Consider the following 16645-nt stretch of genomic DNA (forward strand, 5'->3'; position numbering starts at 1 on the left):
GCCACTGATTAACGTGGCGCCGTGCTCACCACCATCGCCATCCGGGGATACCGATCACTGCGCGATCTTGTACTCCCGCTTGCCCAACTCACCGTCGTCACCGGCGCCAACGGCACCGGAAAGTCCTCGCTGTACCGTGCGCTGCAGCTATTGGCCGATTGCGGCCGGGGCGAGATCATCGGCTCACTGGCGCGGCAGGGCGGACTGCAATCGGCAATGTGGGCCGGGCCGGAAAACCTCAAAGGCGCACGACGCACCGGCACGGTTCAGCCTACGGTCCGCACGCGACCCGTATCGATCGAATTAGGCTATGTGTCAACGGGTTTTGGCTATCTAGTAGACCTTGGCCTGCCGATTCCCAGCGATTCCGCCTTCGGTCGTGACCCGGAGATCAAGCGTGAGGTGGTGTTCACCGGACCATCGCTTCGCCCTAGCGCGACCTTGGTCCGACGGACCCGTCCCGTGGTTGAGGCACGTGCCGATTCGGGACGCGGATTCGAGGGTTTCAGTCGCTCGCTACCGTCGTACCGCAGTGTGCTCTCCGAATTCCCGGGTAGGTTCCCGGAATTGGGCGCGGTTCGGGACACGCTGCGTGGCTGGCGGTTCTACGACGGATTCCGCGTCGACATGCTGGCTCCGGCACGCCAACCCCAGATCGGCACGCGCACAACGGTGCTATCGAATGACGGCAGCGATTTAGCCGCTGCCATCCAGACAATCATCGAGACCCGCAACGACACCTTGGACAAGGCCGTCGCGGCTGCCTTCGACGGCGCCGCGGTGGCCGTGGACGTGCGAGAGGGAATTTTCGACCTTCGGGTTCAGCAGTCCGGCATGCTGCGGCCACTGCGCGCCGCCGAGTTGTCAGATGGCACCCCACGTTTCCTGTTGTGGGCGGCGGCGCTGCTGAGTCCCGAACCGCCGCCGCTGATGGTCCTCAACGAGCCGGAAACCTCGCTGCATCCTGATCTCATCGCTCCGCTGGCGACGCTCATACGCGCGGCGGCCGCGAAAACCCAGGTGGTCGTGATCACCCACGCCAACACTCTGGTGGATCATCTTTCCGCACGGCCATTGCGCGAGATCCTCGCCGGCGACGAGGACAGCTTCGACGATGCGGGTTCGGCGATGCGCCTCGAACTTGTCAAGGACTGGGGCGAGACGCAGGTCGTGGGGCTCGACCCGCTCAAAGCGCCGTCGTGGCATTGGGGTTCTCGCTAAGCGTCCGTAGCCTGCTCAGTCATATCGTGGGATTTCGGGGCGCACGCTGAGAGTTAGTTGCTTGTGGTGAGCCGAAGGGTTGCCAGACAGCGGATGCACACTGTTGGCTGGACCGTCGGACCTCAGGAAGGGAGCGCAGTGACCGAAGCGTCACAAGACAACGTTCTGATCGTGCATTGGCATGATCTCGGCCGCTACCTGGGCGTCTACGGGCATCCCGACGTGTCCAGTCCACACCTGGACCAGCTGGCCGCCGAGGGCATCCTGTTCACCCGGGCACATGCGACGGCACCGCTGTGCTCACCGTCACGTGGTTCGCTTTTCACCGGGCGATACCCGCAGAGCAATGGCCTTATCGGCCTGGCCCACCATGGCTGGGAATACCGTGCCGGCGTGCGTACGCTCCCCCACATTCTGTCCGGATCGGGCTGGCACACAGCACTGTTCGGAATGCAGCATGAAACGGCATATCCGGCCACCCTGGGATTCGACGAGTACGACGTATCCAACTCGTATTGCGAATACGTGGTGGAACACGCGACCCGCTGGTTGCGTAATTCCCCTGAATCGCCGTTTTTGCTCACCGCTGGATTCTTCGAGACGCATCGCCCCTTTCCGCGGGAGCGTTATGAACCGTCCGACGCCAACACGGTGAACGTCCCGGGCTATCTCCCCGACACCCCCGAGGTGCGCGAGGACCTCGCCGAGTTTTACGGCTCGATCACGGTGGCCGACGCCAAAGTCGGTGAATTACTGGACGTGCTGACCGAGACGGGCCTCGATGAGAACACCTGGGTCGTCTTCGTGACCGACCACGGTCCGGCGTTGCCACGGGCCAAGTCCACTCTGTACGACGCGGGCACCGGTATCGCATTGATTGTGCGACCCCCACGGGGCCGCACCACCGAATCGCTGCGGTACGACGAGCTCTTCAGCGGTGTCGATCTGCTACCCACACTATTGGACTTACTCGGTGTCGATATTCCCGAAGAGATCCAGGGAGTTTCACACGCCGGCAATATCGTGAAACCGTCGGGCGAATTGGAACAAGTGCGCTCCGAGGTATTCACCACGAAGACATATCACGATTCTTTCGATCCGATTCGGGCTATTCGGACAAAGAATTACAGCTATATAGAGAATTATGCGCCTAGGCCGGCCCTAGACCTGCCATGGGACATTGCCGATAGCCCACCGGGCCGGGCCGTCGCCACACACATCACCAACCCGCGCCCGCATCGCGAGCTCTACGACCTCGTCACCGACCCGGGAGAGGCGCACAACCTGCTGGGACTCGAAACCAACGAGGAGTCCCGGGCCATCGCCGACGATCTGGCGCTGCGCCTCAACGATTGGCGAGAGAAGACTCTCGACGTCATTCCCTCCGATTTTGCGGGCACACGCATTTCCGAGCGTTACACCGAGACATTCCTACGCATCCACGGCAGGCCCGGAGCCAACCGTTCCGCCATCGCCGACGAGCGCGGTATCGAACAATAGTTATGTTCGCTGTGATTGCAATTCACGGCGAACCCAATTAGTCGAATACAAAACAATTGCGGTTAGGCTACTGCGCATGCCCGACCATCCCACCGCATATCTGGTGCTCGCATCGCAGCGCAGTGGCAGCACCCTGCTGGTGGAATCCCTGCGAGCGACCGGCGTGGCCGGCGAACCGCAGGAGTTCTTCCAGTACCTGCCCACCACGAGCATGTCTCCGCAGCCGCGGGAATGGTTCGCCGACGTGCAGGACGAGTCGATCCTGCGTCTGCTCGATCCCTTGGACGTGGGCAAGCCCGACCTGGCGCCCGCGAGCATCTGGCGCGATTACATCCGGACCGTGGGGCGCACCCCGAACGGAATCTGGGGCGGCAAGCTCATGTGGAATCAGACCCCGCTGCTGCTGGACCGCACACAGGATCTTCCCGATCGTTCCGGTGAAGGATTGCTCGCCGGCATACGTGATGTTGTCGGTAGCGATCCAGTGCTGGTGCACGTGTACCGGCCAGACGTTGTGTCCCAGGCGGTTTCGTTCTGGCGCGCGGTGCAGACCCGAGTGTGGCGCGGACGTCCGGATCCGGTGCGCGATGCCCGCGCCGAATATCACGCCGGGGCCATCGCCCATGTCATTACGCTGCTGCAGGCGCAGGAGGCGGCGTGGCGCCGCTGGTTCGCCGAGGAGAATATTCAGCCCATCGATGTCTCGTATCCCTACCTGTGGCGCAACCTGACCGAGGTGGTCGCCACCGTTCTGGAGGCACTGGGGCAAGATCCGCGACTTGCGCCGCCGCCGGCGCTGGAACGTCAGGCAGATCAGCGGTCCGACGATTGGGTGGACCGATATCGGACCGATGCGGAAAGAGAGGGGCTGCCGCTATGAGTGACACCGCGACGACACTGGAAAACCCACTGCAGGTCAACGAGCTTCGTCTGTTGGAAGCCGAGGCCGTGCACATCATCCGCGAGGTGGCCGCCGAGCTGCAGCGCCCGGTGCTGCTGTTCTCGGCCGGCAAGGACTCGATCGTCTTGCTGAGGTTGGCAGAGAAGGCCTTCCGGCCCGCACCGTTGCCCTTCCCGGTGCTGCACGTCGACACCGGACACAATTTCCCCGAGGTGATCGAGTTCCGTGACCGCCGAACCACCGGGCACGGACACAAACTGATCGTCGCCTCCGTGCAGGAGACGATCGATGCCGGACGGGTCGCCGACCCCGGCCCGGGCGCCTCGCGCAACCGCCAGCAGACCCGCACCCTGCTGGACGCGTTGGAGGCGGGCGGTTTCGACGCGGCATTCGGCGGTGCGCGGCGCGACGAGGAACGCGCCCGCGCCAAGGAGCGCATCCTGAGCTTCCGGGACGAGTTCGGGCAGTGGGATCCGCGGGCACAACGGCCCGAACCCTGGTCGCTGTACAACGGACGCATCCGCAAGGGCGAACAGGTTCGTGTCTTTCCCTTGAGCAACTGGACCGAGCTGGACATCTGGCGCTACATCCAGCTGGAGAACCTTGAGCTGCCCTCGATCTACTACGCACATCAACGTGAGGTGTTCGAGCGTGATGGCATCCTGCTGGCCACGTCCGAGTACACCACCGCGAGCGGCGACGAAACCGCCGCCACCGAATGGGTGCGCTACCGCACTGTGGGCGACATGACCATCACCGGCGCGGTCCGCTCGCAGGCCACCGAGATCGAAGGGGTGATCGCGGAGATCTCCGTGGCCACCGTGTCCGAACGCGGCGAGACCCGCGCCGATGACCGCACATCCGTGGCCGCCATGGAAGACCGCAAACGAGAGGGCTACTTCTGATGAGCACCCAGACCGCGGTGGACACCCGCCAACTACTGCGTATCGCCACGGCCGGGTCGGTGGACGACGGCAAGAGCACGCTCATCGGGCGACTGCTCCATGACACCGACAGCCTGCCGGTCGACCATCTGGAGGCCGTCACCGACGACGAGGGGAACGCCGACCTCGCCGCACTTTCGGACGGTCTGCGCGCCGAACGCGAGCAGGGCATCACGATCGATGTCGCCTACCGCTTTTTCTCCACCGAGAGCCGCAGTTACATCCTGGCCGACACCCCGGGGCACGAGCGTTACACCCGCAATATGTTCACCGGCGCCTCCAATGCGCATGTCGCGATCCTTCTGGTCGACGCACGGGCGGGGGTGCTGCGCCAGACCCGCCGCCACGCGCGTATCGCAAAGTTGTTGGGTATCAAGCATTTCGTGGCCGCGGTCAACAAGATCGATCTGGTCGACTTCGATGCGCAGCGGTTCGCGGAGGTCGAACGCGAGCTACATCTGTTGGCCGACCGGCTCGGCAAGGTGGACATCACGGTCATACCGATAGCCGCCAAGCTTGGCGACAATGTGGTGCACCGCTCCGAGAACACAGCGTGGTACAGCGGGCCGACCCTGCTCGAATACCTTGAGAACGTTGAGCTTTCGCCCCCGCAGCCCGAGGCCGCCAAGCTCCGCCTGCCCGTCCAGTGGGTCTCGCGCCCGACTGCTGATCAGCGTCGCCGCTACACCGGCCGGCTGGCGGGTGGCACCCTCAGCGTCGGAGATCCGGTGGTGAACCTGCCGTCGGGCACCCGGTCGACCGTGACGGTCGTTGACACTCTGGATGAAAACCGTTCCACCGGTGTGGCCCCGCTTTCGGTATCGATCGAATTGGCCGACGACATCGACGTGGGCCGCGGCGACGTACTGGTAAGCGGCGCAGAGGACGCGGCGCTACCGGTGCTGGCCCGCGAGCTGGATGCTACGGTCTGCTGGTTCACCAACGGCCCGTTGCGGGCGGGCGACCGGCTCGCGCTCAAGCAGGGCACCCGGACGGTGCGGGCCACCGTTCAGGCTCTGCATACCCGGCTGGATCCAGAAACGCTCGACGAGCTGGATGGCCCGGTTGAGCTGGCGCTCAACGACATCGGCTCGGTGACCCTGCGCACCAGCTCGGTCGTGGTGGCCGACTCCTACGCCGACAGCAAAGACAGCGGCGCATTTATCCTGATCGACGAGGCCTCCAACGACACCGTCGGCGCCGGGACCATCACCGAGGCGCGTGAAGTCAAGCCGGAGACGCACTCACGCACCGATATCCGCTGGCATCCCTCGGCCCTGGACCGCGAATACCGTTGGGACAGCACTACTCAGCGCGGTGCCATCATCTGGTTCACCGGCCTGCCTGCCTCCGGCAAGTCGACCATCGCGGTGGCGGTGGAACGGGCACTCGTGGAGTCCGGACAGGTCGCGTATCTACTCGATGGCGACAATCTGCGCCATGGGCTTTCCGATGACCTCGGGTTTTCTCCGGGTGACCGCGCCGAGAACATCCGCCGGGTGTCGCACCTGGCACGGCTCTTCGCTGATGCCGGGGTGGTCGCGCTGGCATCGCTGGTATCGCCGCTGCGCTCCGATCGAGAGACCGCACGCAGCATCAACGCCGCAGCCAAGCTGCCGTTCATCGAGGTGTACATCGCCACCCCGCTGGCCGAATGCGAGAAACGAGACCCCAAAGGTCTGTACGCACGCGCTCGCGCGGGCGAGTTGAAGGGTTTGACGGGTGTAGAGGCGCCCTATGAGGCCCCGGAAAATCCTGAGCTCGTCCTCGACACCACCGGTGCCGATATCGACGCACTCGTGGCTCAGGTTCTCGACGTTCTTCACCGCGCTCGCTGAGCGCGGTGAAGAACGAACCGGCCTAGACCGAACAGGCCTAGGTGTGGCTGGCTGCGCGCTCCAGGACGGGACGCTGCTCGGGGCAGTACTCGTCGATCGAAGCGGACAGGAACTGCCACTTCTGCTCGGTGGAGGTGGTGCGGTCGAGGTTCTTGGTCAGGAAATTGGTCGCCTGGTAGGCGTCCTTGTCCAGGCCGGTGTCCAGGCGGTGGCAGGCAATCTTGCCGAGGTAGGCAGTCTTGTCCGGCGGCGCGTAGATGCCATATGAGTGCAGTGTCTCGTTGAAGCTGACGTCATCGGCATGTGCCGGGGAGGCCATGGCGATTGCGGCAGCACCCGCACCCATCGCGATCATCGCAGTAAGACTGAGTCCCTTCATGCCGGTGAGTCTACATCCGTTGACCTCAGGGGACATAGGTTCACCGATGTCATCGTGATTGACACCACTGCCGCAACCTCAAGATCATGTAAAGAACCACGAAAACAGCTACGTCCCGGCCTACTCTCCCCCGGTGGTTTCTGCGCCTCCTTCCCCTCCTGTACCGCCTCGCGTCGCCGACCCTCGCCTGCGCCGCGCACTCAAGGACGACGCGCACAAACTGAGCTCGGTCGGCGGGCTGGCGGCGCTGTCCCTGGACGCGCTGTCCTCGGTGGCCTATGGCCCGGAGGCCATCGTCCTCGCCCTGATCGCCGGCGGGGCCGGTGCCATCGCCTTCACCCTGCCGGTGGCCATCGCGATCACGGTGCTGCTCATCGTGTTGGTGTTCTCCTACCGCCAGGTCATCGCGGTGCATCCCGAAGGCGGGGGCTCCTACGCCGTCGCCAAGAAAGACCTCGGGCGCGGTGCGAGCCTGCTGGCCGCCGCGAGTCTGGTCGTCGACTACGTGCTGACGGTCGCGGTGAGTCTGGCCGCCGGTGCGGCGAGCCTGGCGAGCGCCTTTCCCACCCTGGCCCCACATCTGCTGTCCATCACGCTGATCGGCCTGGCGATCCTGACAATCCTCAACCTCATCGGCATCAGCGAGTCGGCCAAGGTGCTCATGCTGCCGACATTCCTGTTCATCGTGTGCATCCTGGCGGTCATCATCTTCGGGCTCGCCCACCCTGGCCCGGTGGCCGTCATCGGCAGGGACCTCGGCCCGGTCGAGCCCGTCAGCGCACTCGGAATCATCCTGGTTCTGAAGGCCTTCGCGGCCGGGTGCTCGTCACTGACGGGCGTGGAAGCCATCGCGAACGGCGTCCCGGCGTTCAAGACTCCCGCCGTCAAGCGGGCTCAACGCACCGAGGTTGCGTTGGGGATCCTGTTGGGCGTCATGCTGGTCGGCCTCAGCATCCTCATCAAATCCCACCATGTGGTTCCCCGCGGCGACGTCACCATTCTGGCGCAGCTCTCCGCCGGGGCCTTCGGCACCGGATTGCCGTTCTACATCACCAATGTGACAGTGGCGCTCATCCTCGGCTTCGCCGCCAACACCAGCTTCGGCGGGCTGCCGGTACTGATGAGCCTGCTCGCCAAGGACGACCGGATGCCCCACCTGTTCGGGTTACGGGCGGAGAAGCCGGTCTACCGGTATGGCGTCGCGGCGCTGGCAGCCTTCTCGGCTCTGATTCTCTTCGCCAGCGGCGCCGATACGCACCGGCTACTGCCGCTGTTCGCGATCGGGGTGTTCATCGGATTCACCATCAGCCAGACCGGCTTGGTCAAGCACTGGTTCGGCGCCCGCACGTCCGGCTGGCACTGGAAGGCCGCACTCAACGGGTTCGGCGCGACACTGTCAGCCGTCGCCATGGTCGTGTTCTTCGTCAGCAAGTTCACCGAGGGCGCGTGGCTGCTGCTCATCGTCATCCCGCTGCTGATTCTGCTTTTCGCGCGTACCGAGAACTACTATCGAGCCGTCAAAAGCGAACTGGCACTGGATGAATTGCCCGCCTTGACGCCCAATCCCCCTGACCAAACACCCCTGGTGATCGTGCCGATCGACGACATCAACAAGCGAACGGTCCAGCTGTTGGAGGCGGCGCTGCACCTCGGCGGCGAGGTGGTGCCCGTCACCATCAGTCGTACCGATCAGAAGGCACACACGATGATCAAGCGCTGGGATCAGTGGAATCCCGGACTCGAGCTCATCGTGTTACCGACCGCGCACCGCTCCCTGGTGACCCCGCTGGTGGAGTACGTGAAGAAACGTCAGTGCGACGGTCGCCAGGTGACCGTGCTCATCACCGAAATCAAGACCAAGCGGCGCTGGCACCAGATCCTGCACAACCAGACCGGAATTGTTCTGACAGCCAGCCTCATTGACCGCACCGACGCGATCGTCGCCAATTACCCCTACCGGATGGACTGACGGCGCACGCCGCCGTCAGGTGGCCGCCTGCACGGGTATCTTCTCGGCCGCAGCGTCATCGGCGTGATCGTCGAGCATGGTGGTTTCGTCGAATGGATCGGCACCCGAGAGCACCGCCTTGATCTGGTCCCGGTTCGTCGTCTTGGTCCACGTTCCGATGAGCAGCGTGGCCACCGCGTTGCCGGAGAAGTTGGTCAGCGCACGCGCCTCGGACATGAACCGGTCGATGCCGACAATGATGCCGACACCGTCGACCAAATCCGGCCGGTGGCTTTGTAATCCACCTGCCAGCGTGGCCATTCCAGCACCGGTCACCCCGGCCGCGCCCTTGGAGGCGATGATCATGAACACCAGCAGCGAGATCTGTTCACCGATCGATAGTGGCTTTCCCATCGCGTCGGCGACGAACAGTGAGGCCATCGTCAGATAGATCGCCGTCCCGTCCAGATTGAACGAGTAGCCGGTCGGGACAACGATTCCCACCGTCGACTTCTCGACACCGAGGTGGGTCATCTTCGCGATCAACCGCGGCAGTGCTGATTCCGAGGACGAGGTAGAGACGATCAGCAGATATTCGCGTGCCAGGTAGCGCACCAGCTTGAAGATCGACACCCGGGCCACGGCCCACAGCAACGCCCCCAGCACACCGAAGATAAAGATCACGCACGTCGTGTAGAAGCCGAGCATGAGTGTGCCCAGCTCCTTTACGGCGTCCCAGCCGGTCTGGCCGACCACATTGGCAATGGCACCGAAGGCGCCGATGGGTGCCAGCCACAACACCATGATGAGGACCTTGAAGACCAGCTTTTGGAGCATCCCGATACCGCGCACGATCGACTCACCGGTAGATCCGAGCGCCTGCACGGCGAAGCCGACCAGCAACGCGATGAACAGCGTCTGCAGCACGCTACCTGAGGTCAGTGCCGAGAACATCGTCTCGGGCACAATAGATTTGACGAAATGCCAGGTTCCACCTGCGGCATGAGCCTGGTCGGCGTACTTGGCGCCCGCCCCCTGGGTGGCACCGGACAGATGCAATCCGGTGCCGGGCGCGAGCAGATTGCCGACGACAAGCCCGATCGCCAAGGCGACGGTCGACATCGCCAGGAAGTACACGAACGCCAATCCGCCCACCCGGCCCACACTGGCGGCCTTACGCACCGATCCGATACCCAGCACGATCGTGCAGAAGATCACCGGGCTGATCATCATCTTGATGAGGCTGACGAAAATCTCCCCGAGCACGCCCACCGATTTTCCGAACCCCGGCCACAGCATGCCGACGACCACACCGAGCACCACCGCGACGATGACCGCGATATAGAGCCAATGCGTGCGGTCCTTATGTTTCTTCGGTGAAGCGCTCTCGGAGGCCGTTGATTCGGTCGCTGTCATGGCCCCTATCGTGCCGTACCGTGACCGGCATCACAGCCCAACCCCACCATTTGCCCCCGTCCGGCGACGAACCGCCGAAAACACGGCCGACCGGGTTTCACCTGCATTGATGCCTTGGCGGGTACCCTGGCGCCCATGGACAGCAACCGCCGCGACGACGCGGCCGCCTCGGGCGGCTCCGCGTCATACAGTCCGTGGTCGCAGTCCAGCCAGCCGCTGGATTACCCCGATGACCCTGCCTACGCCTCGCAGGCATTCGAGTATCCCGCGCTCGCCAGCACTTCCCAGCCGAACCAAACAGCCGTGCTGCCGCAGCAATACGGGTCGTACGGCCCTCCCCCACAGGATCCCGAGCCTCCACGCCGATCGAACACGTTCTGGCTGTGGGTCGTCGGTGTGGGCGCTCTGGTCGTCATCATCGCGCTGATCGCCACCCTCGTCGTCCTGATTCAACGCGAAGACGACCGGCCCCCAACGGTTGTCGCTACCCCCTCCACCCGGACGTCGACGACCACCGCACCCAGTGCACCGAGCCTCCCACCGATCCCGAGTTTCACCATTCCGCCGATCCCGGTGAACCCCCCGACGCAGGGAAGCCAGGCCGCCACCGAGACGGTCGTCTACGAGGTGGCCGGCCGCGGCCCCGCCCTGAATGTCACCTACTTCGACGCCAGCGGTTCCCTGCAGATGGAGTTCAACGTCAAACTGCCGTGGCGCAAAGAAGTCAAGCTGAACGCCCAGCAGGTGACCAACGCCGTGGTGATCGCTGCCGACTTCTCGCACGATGTGTCCTGCATCCTGCTCGTCAACGGAGCGCAGAAGAGCACCACATCGGGGAAGATGGCTACCTGCAGCGGTATGGGCTAGCTTGAGCCGCTGACCTTTTCGCCGGTAACCGGGTGATACCGGGGAACCTGGACGAAGATCACGGCCATCAGTCCCAGCGCGATCATCAACACGGGCCCGGCGATTCCCGCGCGGGTGGCGTGGAACAGCAACGCAAACGTAGCGAACAGCCACGGGCCCGCGAAGGAGACTGCCCGTCCGGTCATGGTGTAGAGACCGAAGACGAATGCCTCCCGACCGGCCGGCGCCATGCGCAGCACCAACGTTCTGGCGGCGGACTGCGGTGGGCCGACGAACGCCGCGATGGCAAGCCCACAGATCCAGAACGCGGACTGACCCGACAGGCACATCATCACGATGCCGAGGGTGACGATCGCGGTGAGCGAGCCGACGATGATTCCCTTGGAACCCAAACGGGTGTCGATCAACCCGCCCACGACCGCGCCGGTTGCCGCCATCACATTCCCGGCGACACCGAACAAGGTGATGTCCGCGCCGGATAAGTGGAAGACGCCATTGGCGATCACCGGAGTCAGCGCGAACATCGCGACCATGCCGTCGCGGAAGATCGCGCTCGCCATCAGGAAATAGATGATGCGCCGGTCCATGTGCCATTGCTCGACCAGGTCGCGCCACAACTCCCGGTACACCCCCAGCAGTCCGGGCGAGCTGGGCGGTGGGGCCCACGGATCAGCTACCGGCCGGGATAAGACCAGCGGCAGCGCGAACACCGCGAACCACGCCGCCGCCAACAAGACCGAGACGCGCACGTCGAATCCGCCGGCCGCGGGTATCTGAAAGAACCCGCGGGTCGGACCGTCCCCGGAAATGAAACCCAGGTAGCACACCAGGAGGACGACGACGCCGCCGATGTAGGCGGCCGCCAGGCCGAGCCCGGAGACCCGCGAGGCGTTGGCGGGTGTGGTGAGCCCGTGCATCATCGCGTTGTACGGAACCTGGGCCAGCTCGTTAAAGACCGAACCCGCGCAATACAAACCGAGACCCAGCCAAAGGTAGCGGTTGTCCTCGCGTACCAGGCTCATCGCGGTGGCCACGAGCACCACCAGCGCCGTGAGGGTGCCCAGCGCGACACGGCGCCGCCGCGGGGTGTCGGCCCACACACCGATCACCGGTGCGAGCAGGAAAACAAGGACACCGCCCAGACCCATCATCCAGCCGAGCAGGCCCTGCGGGACACCGTCGGGCATCCCCGCGCCGACTCTGCCGGTCAGATACGGCGTAAAAATGAACATGACGATGACGGTGTTGAAGGCCGCAGACCCCCAATCGAACGCCGCCCAGGCAGCTATCCGCCCGCGTGAGACGGGGGTGTCCAATTGTCGGCCGGGTCCTGGGTCTTGACGCCCCACAGGCTCCTCGACCCCAGGCATGCTCATTACCGACCAGCGTAACCTGGCGCGCTTATGCCACCCGATACTCTTCGCGCAAGCGCTCATCGCAAACCTTTACGATTGCCCCATGCCGATACCCGCACCTAGTCCCGATGCCCGCGCCGTCGTCACCGGAGCCTCGCAAGGGATCGGAGCGGCGCTCGCCGAAGAGCTTGCCGCCCGCGGACACAGCCTCATCATCACCGCCCGTCGGGGTGAGATCCTCACCGACCTCGCGAACGCCCTGGCCGAGAAGACCGGCGTAACCGTCGAGGTGCGCGCGGTGGACCTCGCCGACCCCGGCGCGCGTGATGCGCTCTGCAAGGAGCTGTCCGAGCGCAACATCTCGATCCTGTGCAACAACGCGGGCACCGCGACGTTCGGGCCGATACGCGGCCTGGACCCCGAAGGCGAACGCAAGCAGGTGCAGCTCAACGCGGTTGCGGTGCATGACCTTACGTTGGCAGTGCTTCCCGGCATGCTTGAGCGTGGAGCCGGCGGCATTCTGATCTCGGGATCGGCGGCCGGCAACTCCCCTATTCCCAACAACGCCACGTACGCGGCGACCAAGGCATTCGCGAACACCTTTTCCGAGTCGCTGCGTGGTGAGCTCAAGGGCACCGGGGTGCATGTCACGCTGCTGGCACCCGGACCGGTGCGCACCGTCGAACCCGATCCCGCCGAAGCGTCGATCGTCGACAAGGTGGTTCCGGACTTCCTGTGGATCAACGGGGAATACACCGCACGCGTCTCACTGAATGCATTGGAACGCAACAAGATGCGCGTCGTTCCCGGCATCACGTCGAAAGCGATGTCGGTGGCCGCGGGCTACGCACCGCGCGCCATCGTCGCCCCGATCGTGGGCAGCTTCTACAAGAAGCTCGGCGACTAAACGTCACCCCGCAAGTCCAGTAACGCCGCGCGGGCCGTCTCAAGCTTTCCCGGATCGAGCGCTCGCTGCGGGTCGATGATGACACCCTTCGACCGCAGGAACACATCGACAGAGGCCCACAACGTCTCGGCCAGGCGTTCGCCGGCGGTCTCGTCAGGTGTGGCACCCCGAGCTACTTGCCATAACGCCGTCGTCGCGGCCGTGCCGATCAAGGCGGCGGCCAGTTGATCGGCACCGGCCGGGTGCACGTTGACGCGCTCGAGAAACGACGAGATCACCGCAGCGAGTTCGGCGATCGCACCGTCGTCGCGCAGGGCCGGGGCCGGCTTTCCGCGCACACTCACCATCTGGTGCTCGAAAAGGAAGCGCGTCGATTGCGGGAACCGCCGCACCAGCTCGAGGAAGTGGGATGCGGCGCGCTGCGCGGACTGTCGCGGCGGGATGCGCATGTCCACAGCCGCGGTCAACTGCCGCCGTACGGCCGCCACCATGGCCTGCGCCACCGAGTCAAAGAGATCGTTGCGGTCTTCAAAATGCCTGTACAGCTTGGGTTTAGCGGAGTGGGCCACCCGGACGACATCCTCCACCGTGGCCGACGGTCCATTTCTCTCGATCGCGACCACTGCCGCGGCGACGAACTTCCGGCGCACCCGCACCTTGTGCTGCGCCCAGCGTTCACGCCGGGCATCACCGCGATCTACCATGCCATTGACGCTACTCTAAGTACCCGGTACTTTTCAGTACCATCTACTGAATTGGCGGACTGAACAGCGGAAGGCATGTCATGTCACAAACGCCCATCACCCAGAGCGACTCACCTATCGAACGCACGGCCGTGCGGCTCCTGCGTTCGTCGGTCGAGCGTTCCTACAACCCGGAGGTGGACGTCGATTGGGACGCGCCCGACGTTCCGGGCCTGCGCTATGTGCCCGACAAATACATCTCGCTGTACGGCACGAAGATCTTCGAACGGATGAGCGAGGACGAGAAGATCCGGCTCGGGCGCCTGGAGGCATCGGCCCTGGCCAGCTGGGGCATTCTTGCCGAGAGCGCGCTGATGCACCCCATGCTCAAGCTGGCCTCGGTCAGCGATCCCCGCAGCGCGACAGCGCAATACGCGCTGACCGAGGTCGCCGACGAGTGCCGCCACTCGGTGATGTTCGGCCGCCAGATCAACACACTGAGCGATCGCAGCTATGACCCGCCGATGATTGCGCGGGCGTTGGTGGGCATCACCGCGCTCGCCCCGCTGTCCGCAACAATCTTCTCGATGATGCTCATGGTCGAGGAAATACTGGACCGGTTGCAGCGTCAGACCATGAACGACGAGACGCTCCAGCCCCGCACCCGGGCGATCGCGAAAATCCATGTCGTGGAGGAGGCCCGGCACATCAGCTACGCGCGCGTGGCGCTGAACCGTGCCGTCGCACGCACCGGGCGCGCCCGAATGGCCGTGGAGCGGTTGATCGTTGCCGCCGGTGCGGCGGTGGTGCCACTGGTCATGGTGCAACCGGCCGTATACCGCGACGCCGGACTTCCACCCATGCGCTCCGCGTGGACGGCACTACGCAATCCGCACTACCACGCGAATCTGAGGTTCTTCGGCGAGCGTCTGGTCCGCGTCATGGATGAGGCCAACATGCTCGAAGGCCGACTGGTGGAGTACCTCTGGCAGCGATCCCGAATGCTGCCCGAAGGCTTTGTGCCACAGTCGAAACGGACGGCAGACGCCTAGGTCTCAGCGGCGATTACGCGCGATCTTACTTCTTACCCATATTCCGGATGAGCTGCTTGCCCAGCGCGCTGAGGAAGCTCTGAAAGCTCCTGTTGCTGAGCAGACGCCGCCACCAGCTGGGCTTCTCAGGTACCGGTTTGGCGCCCTTCTTGGCGGGAGCCTGCCCGACGGCGGCGTCCTGCTCTGCCTGGGCTGCCTTCTCGGCGAGAACCTCGAAGGCGGATCGCGAATCGACCGTCTGGCCGTATTTGGATTGGAGGGGGCTGGACGCGGCGGCGGCCTTGATGGCGTCGTCGCCGATGGCGGCCATCAGCGAACGCGGCGCACGCATCCGGGTCCACGCCACCGGCGTCGGCGCGCCCCTCTCAGAGAGCACCGTGACGATCGCCTCGCCGATGCCCAGCGAGGTCAGCGCCGTGCCCATGTCGTACACATCGGTCTTAGGATAGGTCTTGACGGTCTTGGCAAGGGCCTGCTGGTCCTCGGGCGTGAAGGCACGCAGCGCGTGCTGAATGCGCGCACCCAGCTGCGAGAGCACGTTGTTGGGCACGTCAGTGGGCAGCTGGGTGCAGAAGAAGACGCCGACACCCTTGGACCGGATGAGCTTGACCGTCTGCTCCACCTGCTCCAGGAACGCCTTCGACGCGTCGGCGAACAGCAGGTGCGCTTCGTCGAAGATGAACACGAGCTTCGGCTTGTCAATGTCGCCGACCTCGGGCAGCTTCGTGAACAGGTTGGACAGAATCCACATCAGGAAAGTGGAGAACAGAACCGGCCGCGCAGCCTGCGCCCCTAGCTCGACAAGCGTGATAATGCCCTTGTCTCCGGACGTACGCATCAGATCGTTCGGATCGATTTCGGGTTCGCCGAAGAATGTGTCGCCGCCGTCGGCCTCCAGATTGATCAGCGCTCGCAGGATCACGCCCGCCGTCGCCGCCGATACGCCACCGAGGTTCTTCAGGTCCGCCTTGCCCTCATCGCTGGTCAGGTACGTGATGACCGCGCGCAGATCCTTCAGATCCTGCAGTGGTAGCTGCTGTTGGTCTGCCCAGTGGAAGATCAGCCCCAGCGTGGATTCCTGGGTCGCGTTGAGCCCCAGCACCTTTGACAACAGGATGGGGCCAAAGCTGCGGATGGTGGCACGGATGGGCACACCGATCCCGGTGGTGCCGAGGGAGACGAACTCCGCCGGGAAGCCCGAGGCCGCCCAGTCGTCACCGGTGTCCTTGGCACGAGCCGCCGTCTTGTCGCTGGCCTCGCCGGGCTTGGAGATGCCGGACAGGTCGCCCTTGACGTCAGCCATGACCACAGGCACTCCCGCGGCGCTGAGCTGCTCGGCGATCACCTGAAGGGTCTTGGTCTTGCCCGTACCGGTCGCGCCGGCGATGAGGCCGTGCCGGTTGAGGGTCGCCAACGGAATGCGGATACGCGCCGCCGGGTCGACGGTGCCGTCCACCACGACCGACCCCAGTTCAAGTGCCTGACCTGTGGTGGCGTATCCGGCGGCGATCTGCTGTGCGGGCGTGGCTCCCGCGGTGGTCTGCTCGGCCATGGCCACGACCCTAATGCCCCGAAGCGACTCCGTCATCGCTCAGTGTGGCGTCGGCACGGGATTGCTCGCGAAATTCCGTGCT

The 16645-nt window shown here is 64.5% G+C and carries 14 protein-coding genes; 9 read left to right on the forward strand and 5 right to left on the reverse strand.

All coding sequences use genetic code 11. The features are described 5' to 3' along the window. Nucleotides 1-21 precede the first annotated feature (21 nt). From AC5Y5C_RS17715 to cysC, 5 genes are all read left to right on the forward strand, one after another. Nucleotides 22-1221 carry an AAA family ATPase gene (locus AC5Y5C_RS17715; protein ID WP_499974729.1) on the forward strand — a complete coding sequence of 400 codons (1200 nt, stop codon included), beginning with the start codon at nt 22-24 and terminating at the stop codon, nt 1219-1221. A 138-nt stretch (nt 1222-1359) separates the two neighbouring features. Continuing rightward, a complete protein-coding gene (locus tag AC5Y5C_RS17720) occupies nt 1360-2721 on the forward strand; it encodes a sulfatase family protein (protein WP_499974732.1) in 1362 nt (453 codons plus the stop codon). 76 nt (nt 2722-2797) lie between these two features. Next, nucleotides 2798-3601 carry a trehalose 2-sulfotransferase gene (gene stf0 / locus AC5Y5C_RS17725; RefSeq protein ID WP_499974735.1) on the forward strand — a complete coding sequence of 268 codons (804 nt, stop codon included), beginning with the start codon at nt 2798-2800 and terminating at the stop codon, nt 3599-3601. Next, entirely contained in the window at nt 3598-4527 is a 930-nt protein-coding gene (cysD, locus tag AC5Y5C_RS17730; protein ID WP_499974739.1) for a sulfate adenylyltransferase subunit CysD, read from the forward strand. Before stf0 ends, cysD begins: the two co-directional genes overlap by 4 nt. Continuing rightward, entirely contained in the window at nt 4527-6404 is a 1878-nt protein-coding gene (gene cysC / locus AC5Y5C_RS17735) for an adenylyl-sulfate kinase (protein ID WP_499974741.1), read from the forward strand. Before cysD ends, cysC begins: the two co-directional genes overlap by 1 nt. Before the next feature lie 37 nt (nt 6405-6441). Here the strand turns inward: cysC and AC5Y5C_RS17740 are convergent, their stop codons facing one another. Then, the gene (locus AC5Y5C_RS17740) at nt 6442-6783 is read right to left on the reverse strand and encodes a DUF732 domain-containing protein (protein WP_078309429.1); all 342 of its coding nucleotides are present in this window, start codon (nt 6781-6783) and stop codon (nt 6442-6444) included. A 133-nt stretch (nt 6784-6916) separates the two neighbouring features. Here AC5Y5C_RS17740 and AC5Y5C_RS17745 point away from each other — a divergent pair, with 133 nt between their 5' ends. Next, the gene (locus AC5Y5C_RS17745; protein ID WP_499974743.1) at nt 6917-8752 is read left to right on the forward strand and encodes an amino acid permease; all 1836 of its coding nucleotides are present in this window, start codon (nt 6917-6919) and stop codon (nt 8750-8752) included. Between the two features lie 15 nt (nt 8753-8767). Here the strand turns inward: AC5Y5C_RS17745 and AC5Y5C_RS17750 are convergent, their stop codons facing one another. Beyond that, nucleotides 8768-10147 carry a cation:dicarboxylate symporter family transporter gene (locus AC5Y5C_RS17750; RefSeq protein WP_499974746.1) on the reverse strand — a complete coding sequence of 460 codons (1380 nt, stop codon included), beginning with the start codon at nt 10145-10147 and terminating at the stop codon, nt 8768-8770. Nucleotides 10148-10282: 135 nt separating this feature from the next. Here AC5Y5C_RS17750 and AC5Y5C_RS17755 point away from each other — a divergent pair, with 135 nt between their 5' ends. Then, nucleotides 10283-11014 carry an MmpS family transport accessory protein gene (locus AC5Y5C_RS17755; protein WP_499974747.1) on the forward strand — a complete coding sequence of 244 codons (732 nt, stop codon included), beginning with the start codon at nt 10283-10285 and terminating at the stop codon, nt 11012-11014. Here AC5Y5C_RS17755 and AC5Y5C_RS17760 read toward each other — a convergent pair. After that, nucleotides 11011-12330 carry an MFS transporter gene (locus tag AC5Y5C_RS17760; protein WP_499975989.1) on the reverse strand — a complete coding sequence of 440 codons (1320 nt, stop codon included), beginning with the start codon at nt 12328-12330 and terminating at the stop codon, nt 11011-11013. The two genes, AC5Y5C_RS17755 and AC5Y5C_RS17760, sit on opposite strands and share 4 nt — an antisense overlap. Before the next feature lie 142 nt (nt 12331-12472). On the opposite strand from AC5Y5C_RS17760, the gene cmrA reads away from it, so the two are divergent. Further along, entirely contained in the window at nt 12473-13276 is an 804-nt protein-coding gene (gene cmrA / locus AC5Y5C_RS17765; protein ID WP_499974750.1) for a mycolate reductase, read from the forward strand. On the opposite strand, the gene AC5Y5C_RS17770 is transcribed toward cmrA, so the two are convergent. Then, entirely contained in the window at nt 13273-13932 is a 660-nt protein-coding gene (locus tag AC5Y5C_RS17770) for a TetR/AcrR family transcriptional regulator (RefSeq protein WP_499975992.1), read from the reverse strand. The genes cmrA and AC5Y5C_RS17770 overlap by 4 nt on opposite strands. 128 nt (nt 13933-14060) lie before the next feature. On the opposite strand from AC5Y5C_RS17770, the gene AC5Y5C_RS17775 reads away from it, so the two are divergent. After that, on the forward strand, nt 14061-15011 hold the full coding sequence (locus AC5Y5C_RS17775; RefSeq protein WP_499974752.1) for an AurF N-oxygenase family protein: 951 nt from the start codon (nt 14061-14063) through the stop codon (nt 15009-15011). 25 nt (nt 15012-15036) lie between these two features. Here AC5Y5C_RS17775 and AC5Y5C_RS17780 read toward each other — a convergent pair whose 3' ends face one another. Next, nucleotides 15037-16563 (reverse strand): helicase HerA-like domain-containing protein, encoded by a 1527-nt coding sequence (locus AC5Y5C_RS17780; protein WP_499974756.1) that lies wholly within the window; start codon nt 16561-16563, stop codon nt 15037-15039. Nucleotides 16564-16645 lie beyond the last annotated feature (82 nt).

This window comes from Mycobacterium sp. NGS15, assembly GCF_059813245.1.

Excerpts from the sequence above, each read along its gene's own strand:
- stf0 (WP_499974735.1), top strand. The coding sequence starts at position 2,798 with ATGCCCGACCATCCCACCGCATATCTGGTGCTCGCATCGCAGCGCAGT.
- cysD (WP_499974739.1), top strand. The coding sequence starts at position 3,598 with ATGAGTGACACCGCGACGACACTGGAAAACCCACTGCAGGTCAACGAG.
- cysC (WP_499974741.1), top strand. The coding sequence starts at position 4,527 with ATGAGCACCCAGACCGCGGTGGACACCCGCCAACTACTGCGTATCGCC.
- AC5Y5C_RS17740 (WP_078309429.1), bottom strand. The coding sequence starts at position 6,783 with ATGAAGGGACTCAGTCTTACTGCGATGATCGCGATGGGTGCGGGTGCT.
- AC5Y5C_RS17750 (WP_499974746.1), bottom strand. The coding sequence starts at position 10,147 with ATGACAGCGACCGAATCAACGGCCTCCGAGAGCGCTTCACCGAAGAAA.
- AC5Y5C_RS17755 (WP_499974747.1), top strand. The coding sequence starts at position 10,283 with ATGGACAGCAACCGCCGCGACGACGCGGCCGCCTCGGGCGGCTCCGCG.
- cmrA (WP_499974750.1), top strand. The coding sequence starts at position 12,473 with ATGCCGATACCCGCACCTAGTCCCGATGCCCGCGCCGTCGTCACCGGA.
- AC5Y5C_RS17775 (WP_499974752.1), top strand. The coding sequence starts at position 14,061 with ATGTCACAAACGCCCATCACCCAGAGCGACTCACCTATCGAACGCACG.
- AC5Y5C_RS17780 (WP_499974756.1), bottom strand. The coding sequence starts at position 16,563 with ATGGCCGAGCAGACCACCGCGGGAGCCACGCCCGCACAGCAGATCGCC.